General features: G+C 61.8%; 8 protein-coding genes. 2 read left to right on the top strand and 6 right to left on the bottom strand.

Translation table 11 applies throughout. From position 1 onward, the window contains the following. Positions 1–118: 118 nt before the first annotated feature. The 4 genes from IPP28_04195 to IPP28_04180 are packed head-to-tail and all read right to left on the bottom strand — an operon-like array spanning position 119 to position 3,048. Positions 119–643 carry a pilus assembly protein PilP gene (locus IPP28_04195; protein MBL0040252.1) on the bottom strand — a complete coding sequence of 175 codons (525 nt, stop codon included), beginning with the start codon at positions 641–643 and terminating at the stop codon, positions 119–121. Between the two features lie 25 nt (positions 644–668). Beyond that, positions 669–1,319: a type 4a pilus biogenesis protein PilO gene (locus IPP28_04190; GenBank protein MBL0040251.1), complete on the bottom strand. Its 651-nt coding sequence runs from the start codon at positions 1,317–1,319 to the stop codon at positions 669–671. A 50-nt stretch (positions 1,320–1,369) separates the two neighbouring features. Further along, positions 1,370–1,990 carry a PilN domain-containing protein gene (locus IPP28_04185; GenBank protein MBL0040250.1) on the bottom strand — a complete coding sequence of 207 codons (621 nt, stop codon included), beginning with the start codon at positions 1,988–1,990 and terminating at the stop codon, positions 1,370–1,372. Then, positions 1,990–3,048 carry a pilus assembly protein PilM gene (locus IPP28_04180; protein ID MBL0040249.1) on the bottom strand — a complete coding sequence of 353 codons (1,059 nt, stop codon included), beginning with the start codon at positions 3,046–3,048 and terminating at the stop codon, positions 1,990–1,992. The genes IPP28_04185 and IPP28_04180 overlap by 1 nt, the downstream gene beginning before the upstream one ends. A gap of 210 nt (positions 3,049–3,258) precedes the next feature. Here IPP28_04180 and IPP28_04175 point away from each other — a divergent pair, with 210 nt between their 5' ends. Then, entirely contained in the window at positions 3,259–5,742 is a 2,484-nt protein-coding gene (locus IPP28_04175) for a penicillin-binding protein 1A (GenBank protein MBL0040248.1), read from the top strand. A gap of 7 nt (positions 5,743–5,749) precedes the next feature. Beyond that, positions 5,750–6,358, top strand: coding sequence for a hypothetical protein (locus tag IPP28_04170; protein MBL0040247.1), 609 nt, complete (start codon positions 5,750–5,752; stop codon positions 6,356–6,358). A gap of 32 nt (positions 6,359–6,390) precedes the next feature. On the opposite strand, the gene IPP28_04165 is transcribed toward IPP28_04170, so the two are convergent. Both IPP28_04165 and IPP28_04160 read right to left on the bottom strand, forming a co-directional pair. Then, complete coding sequence (locus IPP28_04165) at positions 6,391–7,683, bottom strand: citrate synthase (GenBank protein ID MBL0040246.1); 1,293 nt, start codon at positions 7,681–7,683, stop codon at positions 6,391–6,393. A 159-nt stretch (positions 7,684–7,842) separates the two neighbouring features. Then, complete coding sequence (locus IPP28_04160; GenBank protein MBL0040245.1) at positions 7,843–8,088, bottom strand: type B 50S ribosomal protein L31; 246 nt, start codon at positions 8,086–8,088, stop codon at positions 7,843–7,845. Positions 8,089–8,145: the final 57 nt, after the last annotated feature.

Here is an 8,145-nt window from a genome sequence, read left to right as displayed (position 1 = left end):
AAGCAAGCGTCAGTGTCGCGACAATGACCCTTCGACCGAGTGTCGTGAGCAAGCCGGCGCCGGGGATCTGCGCGTACCGTTGCGTGATCGTGTGTGTGCTCATGCGTGCCACTCCTGATTATTCATCGTCCAGCGCGATCGACGCGGGACGTTCGATCCAGCCGCCATTGCCGTTGGAAACCAATTCGACGAGTTCGATCCGGTCTTCGAAGATGGCGGTGATCTGACCATCGTTCTGACCGATGTAGTTGCCCGGCCGCAGCCTGTGCACCACACCATCCGGGTCTTTCAACAGCGCCGTCAAATCGTCGATCACGCCAAGCGTGCCGACCATATCGAGGCTGTCGAGCGGATAGGACTCAAGATACTCTTTGGGGCGATCCGGGTCGGGCTTGGGTCCGGCCCCACCACCCGACGGCGCGTTTTCATCTTCGGAAAACGGCGCAAAGGGGTCTCGAAGATCGTAAGCCGTGTATGGAAACGGCGGGAACTCCCGCATCGCCGGCAAAGGATCGACCGGCGCACCTTGGCGCGATCTGATTTCCGCCAACTTCTCTTCCAGATCACGCGTGCCCTTGGCGCACCCGGCAAGCAACGCCACCGATACGACCGCGGCGATTCGGACCGAGAATTGATATTTCATGATGAAATTCCCCATGAACTCCTCCTCATTGCGCCGGCGGCGTTGCTGGGGCGGCTGGCGCGGGTGCCGCGCCATTGACCGGTGCGGCGTCAGAGGCCATTGAAGACAGTTCCTCGTCATCCAGGTAGCGATAGGTCTTCACCGTGCCCTCCAGCACCAGCGTTCCGCTGGAAACCGGCGCAGCAGGAGTCCGTCCGGGCTGCACTCCGCCCGGCGTCAAGGACACGTCATGCATGGTCAGGATCACCACGCGCGGAAGTGAAGCGACACCGCTCACAAATGCACCGAACTGGTGGTAGCTGCCCTTCATGCGCAGCGTGATCGGCTTTTCCGCATAGAACTCTTTCGCCACTTCCGGTCCAGGCTCAAACAACTCGTTGTCGATGCCGGACGAAAGCGCTGTCTGCGAGATATCAATCAACAAGTCCGGCATCTCGGTCTTGCTCGGCAACTGGCGGATCATTTGTCGCAACAACTCGCGCATTTCTTCAAGCTGCTTCTTGTATTCCTCGAGATTGACGACCTTGCCCTGCTTCTCGGTGAATACGCTGATCAGCTCTTGTTCTTTCGCACGCAAGATGTCGAGCTCGTCATTGGCCGGCTTGATCTTCATGAAATAGCCGGCAACCAGGACGACCACGAACAAGAGCAGTGCAGCCACAAACTTGACCGGCATCGGCCAGGAACCGTAGTTCTTGGCGTCCAGATTGTTGATATCGGAAAGTTTCACTGCGCACCTCCCGCCTGTGCATTGAGCGGCGCGGCAAGGTCGACTTCACCTTCTTGCGCATCGGCCTTCTCGTCTTCGGACTTGCGCAGATTGGCCGTCAGCGAGAAGCGATAGCGGGCGGCCTTGTCGGGCGTCGTCGAGTCGATGATCTTGACGTCCGGCTTGCGGATCCACTCGCTCTTCTCGAGGTTCCGGACGTATTGCGCAGCTCGGGCCCAAGACTGAGTCATGCCCTCGATTTCGATCGAATCGGCACTCTGCTTCAGCGACGTCAGACGCACCCCATCGGGCAAGGTCCGCACCAACTCGTCGAACATGTGCACCATCTGGGTTCGGCTGGACTGAAGCTGCTCGATGATCTGCTTGCGCTGCAGCAACTGTTCACGCGTCTGCTGCAGCGCCTCGATCTCCTTGATCTTGGCATCGAGTGCGGTAATTTCTCGTTCCAGCAATTGGTTGCGCTGGGTCTGGTCCTCCTTAAGACCATCCCAATGGAAGATGGCCACGAAGACAGCGATCAAGCCCACGATCAGGGCGCCCCCGAGCATGGTCTGGAACTCGCGTTCGCGCTGCTTGCGTCGCTCTGCGCGCCACGGCAATAGATTGATCTTGGCCATCAGTCGAAGCTCCTGAGTGCGAGGCCACAGGCGATCATCAGCGCCGGCGCATCCTGAGCCAGCGTCTGCGCCTGGACGCGATTCGACAAGCTCATGCCGGCCAGCGGGTTGGCGACGATGGTCGGCACGCCGATCTGCTCCTCCACCATCTCCGCGACGCCCGGAATCGAGGCACAGCCACCCGCGAGCACGACTTGGTCGACCTTGCTGAACTCGGTGCCGGCGAAGAAAAACTGCAGCAATCGGCTGATCTGCTGAACCATCGCCTCCTTGAACGGCTCAAGCACCTCGATCTCGTAGCTCTCCGGCAAACCACCTTGGCGCTTGGCCATGCCGGCTTCCTCGTAGGAAAGACCGTAGCGCCGCATCACTTCATCGGTGAGCTGCTTGCCGCCGAACACCTGTTCGCGGGTATAGATGGTGCGCTGGTTCTTCAGCACCGACAGCGTGGTCATGGTTGCGCCGATGTCGACTACAGCAACGGTCGCGTCCTTCGGAACACTGAGCTGATCCGAAAGCAGCTTGTAGGCGTTCTCCATTGCAAACGCCTCGACATCGACCACTTTCGCGGCAAGACCGCCGACGTCCAGCGCGGCAACGCGGACATCGACGTTTTCCGTACGCGACGCGGCCAGCAGCACATTCATCAGTTCCGGGTTGTCCTTGACCGGCCCCAGCACTTCGAAATCGAGGCTGACTTCCTCAAGCGGATACGGGATGTATTGCTGGGCTTCGGCAAGGATCTGGCCTTCGAGGTCGTCCTCGGACAAGTCGGCCTGCATCGGGATGATCTTGGTGATCACCGCCGACCCGGCGACCGATGCCGCCGCGAACTTGGTCCGGGCGCCGCTACGCGCAAATGCGCGTTTGATTGCCTCACCCACCGCCTCGACTTCGACGATGTTCTTTTCGACCACCGCATTCGGCGGCAAGGGCTCGACCGCATAGTGTTCGACGCGATAGCGGCCGCCCGCCTGTGACAATTGCAGCAGCTTTACCGCTGTGGAGCTGATGTCCACGCCGATCAAAGGAGGTGTACTTGCTGAGAACAGTCCCACACTTTTTCCCCTTCCCACGGGCTCTTACGAGCGGTTCATGCGTAGATACATTAAATCCCAAACTTAACCAACTGGCAACAGCCCCCGAATTGGCCCCTTGAATCGTGAACTTGACGCTACTCCCGGGCTGAATCCTTGGCAATGCCTCCTATACTCGCGTTCTTTTTGGTCAAACGTAGGTCTGTCGCGGTGAAACGCCTGATTCGACGCATGCTGAAATGGGGCCTGATTCTCGGCCTGACCGGGTTTCTGCTGGGGGTCGCGGCGATCGCCGTGGCCTACTGGATGGTCGAGCCGCGCCTGCCCACGGCGGCCGAGATCCGCGACGTCCGGCTGCAAGTCCCGCTGCGGGTCTACTCCCGGGACGGCAAGCTGATCGCAATGTTCGGCGAGACCAAACGCACGCCGGTCGATATCAGCGAAGTGCCGATCATGGTCCGGAATGCGTTCCTCGCCATCGAGGATGCCCGTTTTTATCAACACCCCGGCATTGACTGGCGCGGCATCGTGCGGGCGGTCTGGCTGCTGGCGACCACCGACGACCGCCGCGTGCCGGGTGGCAGCACCATCACCCAGCAGGTCGCGCGCAACTTCTTCCTCAGCAACGAATATTCGATGACACGCAAGGTGGCCGAGATTTTTCTGGCACTGCGTCTCGAACGCGAACTCAGCAAGGACGAGATCCTTGAGCTCTACTTGAACAAGATCTTCTTCGGCTACCGCTCCTACGGCATCGCGGCGGCCGCCGAGTTCTACTACGGAAAGAAGCTGGCGGATCTCGATTTGGCCGAGGCGGCGATGTTGGCCTCGATTCCGAAGTTCCCGTCCAGCGGCAACCCCTTGACCAATCCGGAGCGTGCGCTGATTCGCCGCGACTATGTTCTTGAACGGATGTCCGAGATCGGGGTGATCACGCCGGAACAGATGCGCGCTGCGCAAGCGGAGCCGAACCATGCATTTCCGCATGAGCCGGCGATCGAGCTGGACGCGCCTTACCTCGCCGAGATGGTGCGCCTGGAGGTGATTGAGCGCGCTGGCGCCGACGCGCTGAACAACGGCTACAAGGCGTTCACGACCGTCGACTCCAGACTGCAGGAGGCAGCCAATGCCGCCGTTCGCGACCGCCTGCTCGCATTCGACCAGCGCAAAGGATTCCGCGGCCCGGAAGCGCGCCTCGACCTGGCGACGCTGACCACTGTCGAGGACCGTCGTGCGGCAGTCGGTGCTTACCGCTCGGTCTCGGGGCTGATGCCCGGACTGGTGACCGCCAGCGACGCCGAATCGGCGTCCGTCATCCTTGCCGATGGCCAGGTCGTATTGCTCGACCTGCCGGCGGTGGAATGGGCGCGACCACGCAGCGAGACCGGCGCACTGGGTCCCAAGCCCAAGGAAGTGTCGCAAGCACTGGCCGCGGGCGATGTCGTTCGCATCGCGCGCGATGGCGAGGGCGTCTGGCATCTCTCGCAACTGCCGCGCGTGCAGGCCGCGTTGACCGCAGTCGATCCCGAGGACGGCAGCATTCGCGCCATCACCGGCGGATTCAGCTTCACCTTGTCGAAGTTCAATCGCGCGACCCAGAGCAACCGCCAACCCGGATCGAGCTTCAAGCCCTTCGTCTACGCGGCGGCCTTCGAACGCGGCTTCAATCCGGCCTCGATCGTGAACGATGCGCCGCTCGCGTTCGCTGATCCATCGTCCGAGGGCGGCGTGTGGAAGCCGCAGAACGACAACGAGAAGTTTCTCGGTCCGATGCGCCTGCGCGAAGCGATGGTTCTGTCGCGCAATCTGGTCTCGGTGCGCTTGCTGGATGCCGTCGGCATCGGTTTTGCGCGCGAATACATCCAGCGTTTCGGCTTCCCGCCGGAATCGTTGCCGCAGAATCTGTCCTTGGCGCTGGGCACATCGTCCCTGCCGCCGTTGGCCATGGCGCGTGGCTACTCGGTGTTCGCGAACGGCGGCTATCTGGTCGATACCTACAGCGTCGAACGCATCGAGGATGATTCCGGCAACGCGATCTACACTGCCACGCCCAAACGGGCTTGCCGCGAATGCATCGCCCGCATTGCTGGCAGCGATGACGGCGGCGCAGCGAGCGCCGATGATCTTTCGGCGATGCTCAATGGCAGCTCTGCGCTGCCCGAAACCGCTCCCGCACCGACTACTCCGGAAATCGCTGGCCCGGCAAAAACCGCAGAAAGCCCGCTCGCACCACGCGTCATCGACGAGCGCAACGCCTTCCTGATCACCAGCGTGATGCGCGATGTCGTCAAGCGCGGCACCGGCCGCGGCGCCATGGTGCTCGAGCGCAACGATCTGGCCGGAAAGACCGGCACCACCAACAGTTATCGGGATGCCTGGTTTTCCGGCTTCAATCCGGCGCTGGTCGCCACCGTCTGGATGGGCCACGACGACTTCTCCTCACTCGGCGACCGCGAATTCGCGGCACAGACCGCACTGCCGATCTGGATCGATTTCATGCGCGTGGCGCTGGACGGCGTTCCCGAAATGGAATTGGTGGTTCCGAACGGCATCACCACGGCGCACATCAATGGTGCGGGCAACCTGCTTGCGGAAGGCAGCGAAGGCGGCATCGTCGAATTCTTCAAGACCGAGGACCTGATGCGACTGTCCGTGGTCGATGAAAACAGCCCCGAGCAACAGGACGCGGAACAACAGGGCATCGACCTGTTCTGAGCCGCCGATGAGCCGCCACGACAGCGACCTGCGTGTTCGCCTCGCCCAGGAGGCGGCGCGCCTCATGGCCGAGCACGGCGTTCGCGACTACGGCGCCGCGAAACGCAAGGCGGCGGAACGCGTCGGCGCGCGCGACGAACGCGATCTGCCGACCAATCGCGAGATCGAGGCCGCGCTGCGCGATTACCAGCGCCTGTTCCAGTCGCAATCGCAACCGCAACGGTTGCTGGAGTTGCGCAAGGTTGCTGTCGAAGCCATGACCTTCCTCGCGCAATTCGAACCGCGACTGGTGGGCGCCGTGCTCGAAGGCACGGCCGACGCGCATTCAGCCGTCTGCCTGCATTTGTTCGAAGACGATCCATCCGAAGTATTGCGTTTTCTCGACGACCGGCAAATTCCCTACGACGAGGACGATCGCGTACTGCGCCTGTCGCGCGAGCACAGCGCCGAGTTCCCGGCGCTGCGCTTCGATGCCGACGAGACCACCATCGACCTGACCCTGTTGCCGCGAATGCATCTGCGCCAGGCGCCGTTGTCGCGTACTGCAGATACGCCGATGCAGCGGGCGTCGATCAATGCCGTCCGCGACTTGATCGCCAAACAAAAAGGCGGCTGACGCCGCCTCTCTGGACAACCCGCGGACCGCAATCAGCGCTTGGCGAGATCGACGTAGTCGCGCGCCGGCGAACCGACATAGACCTGGCGCGGACGACCGATCTTCGCATCCGGCGTGACGTTCTGTTCGAGCCAGTGTGCGACCCAGCCGGCCGTGCGTGCGATCGCGAACATGACGGTGAACATCTCGGTCGGAATCTTCAGCGCCTTGTAGATCAGGCCCGAGTAGAAATCGACGTTCGGATACAGCTTGCGCTCGATGAAATACGGATCCTTCAGCGCCGCCTCTTCCAGCTTCATCGCGACATCGAGCAGAGGATCGTGCACGCCGAGTTCGTTCAGCACCTGATGGCACATTTCGCGAATGATGGTCGCGCGCGGATCGAAGTTCTTGTAGACGCGGTGACCAAAGCCCATCAGCCGGAAACCGGAGTTCTTGTCCTTGGCCTTCTCGACGGCCTTGCCCACCTGATCAGCGCTGCCGATCTCGTTGAGCATGGTCAGCACCGCCTCGTTCGCTCCACCGTGCGCCGGCCCCCACAGTGCCGCAATACCGGCAGCGACGCAGGCATAGGGGTTGGCACCGGTCGAACCGACCAGACGCACCGTCGACGTGGACGCATTCTGCTCGTGGTCGGCGTGCAGGATAAACAGCAAATCCAGCGCTTTCGCTGCCACCGGCGGCAGCACCAGCGGCTCCGACGGAACTTCGAACATCATGTGCAGGAAGCGCGTGCAGTAGTCGAGATTGTTGCGCGGATAGCGGTTCGGCCAGCCGATCGAATAGCGGTAGCAGGCCGCCGCGATCGTCGGCACCTTGGCGATCAGGCGTACTGCAGCCAGGCGACGCTGCTCCGCGTCGTCGATATCGAGCGAGTCGTGGTAGAACGCCGCCAGCGAGCCGATCATGCCGCACAGCATTGCCATCGGATGTGCGTCGTGGCGGAAGCCGCCGAGGAAGCTCTTTACCGCCTCGTGCATCATCGTGTGATGCGTGACTTCGTGTTCGAACGTGGAGAACTGCTGCGCGTTCGGCAACTCGCCGTTCATCAGCAGGTAGGCGACCTCGAGGAAGTTCGAATGTTTCGCGAGCTGCTCGATCGGATAGCCGCGGTACATCAGCACGCCGGCATCGCCATCGATGTAGGTGATCGCACTGCGGCAGCTCGCCGTGGACATGAATCCGGGGTCGTAGGTGAACAACCCGGTTTCCTTGTGCAGCTTGCCGATGTCGATCGCCGCAGGACCAAGCTGGCCGGACACGACCGGCAGGGTGGCGGACTTGCTGGTGGTGCTGTCGGTGATCTGCACGCTGTGGTCGGACACGGGACACTCCTTCGTTCGTTTCGCGGCCGATTATCGCACGCGCGTTTGAAATTTCCGCATCGCGGCACGTGGTTTTGCAAAGGCCGAAAAGACAAACGCCGCGGCCTTTCGGCCACGGCGTCGGTCAGCCCCGTGCAGCGCGATCCTGCGCTGGACGAATTACTTGCCCGCGTAACGCTTGCGGAACTTCTCGAGACGACCGCCGGTATCGACGATCTTGTGCTTGCCCGTGTAGAACGGGTGCGACGCCGAGGAGAGCTCCAGCTTCACGAGCGGATATTCCTTGCCGTCTTCCCAAGTCGTCTTTTCCTTGCTCGTGATGGTCGAGCGAGTCAGGAACTTGAAATCGGCCGTGACGTCGTGGAACACGACTTCGTTGTATTTCGGATGGATGTCAGCTTTCATGGCGAGGAACCGGCCGCAAAAAAGAGGCGCATCGTAGCCACGCCGGGGGGTCTTGGC

Source organism: Lysobacterales bacterium (assembly GCA_016721845.1).
Classification (GTDB): domain Bacteria; phylum Pseudomonadota; class Gammaproteobacteria; order Xanthomonadales; family Ahniellaceae; genus JADKHK01.
The sequence above is the reverse complement of the archived record's forward strand: the minus strand, read 5'-3'. Positions and strand labels throughout refer to the sequence as shown.

What these genes read in the sequence shown, in the direction of transcription:
- IPP28_04185 (MBL0040250.1), bottom strand. Translation starts at nt 1,990, where the DNA reads ATGGCCAAGATCAATCTATTGCCGTGGCGCGCAGAGCGACGCAAGCAG.
- IPP28_04160 (MBL0040245.1), bottom strand. Translation starts at nt 8,088, where the DNA reads ATGAAAGCTGACATCCATCCGAAATACAACGAAGTCGTGTTCCACGAC.
- IPP28_04190 (MBL0040251.1), bottom strand. Translation starts at nt 1,319, where the DNA reads ATGCCGGTCAAGTTTGTGGCTGCACTGCTCTTGTTCGTGGTCGTCCTG.
- IPP28_04195 (MBL0040252.1), bottom strand. Translation starts at nt 643, where the DNA reads ATGAAATATCAATTCTCGGTCCGAATCGCCGCGGTCGTATCGGTGGCG.
- IPP28_04175 (MBL0040248.1), top strand. Translation starts at nt 3,259, where the DNA reads ATGCTGAAATGGGGCCTGATTCTCGGCCTGACCGGGTTTCTGCTGGGG.
- IPP28_04170 (MBL0040247.1), top strand. Translation starts at nt 5,750, where the DNA reads ATGAGCCGCCACGACAGCGACCTGCGTGTTCGCCTCGCCCAGGAGGCG.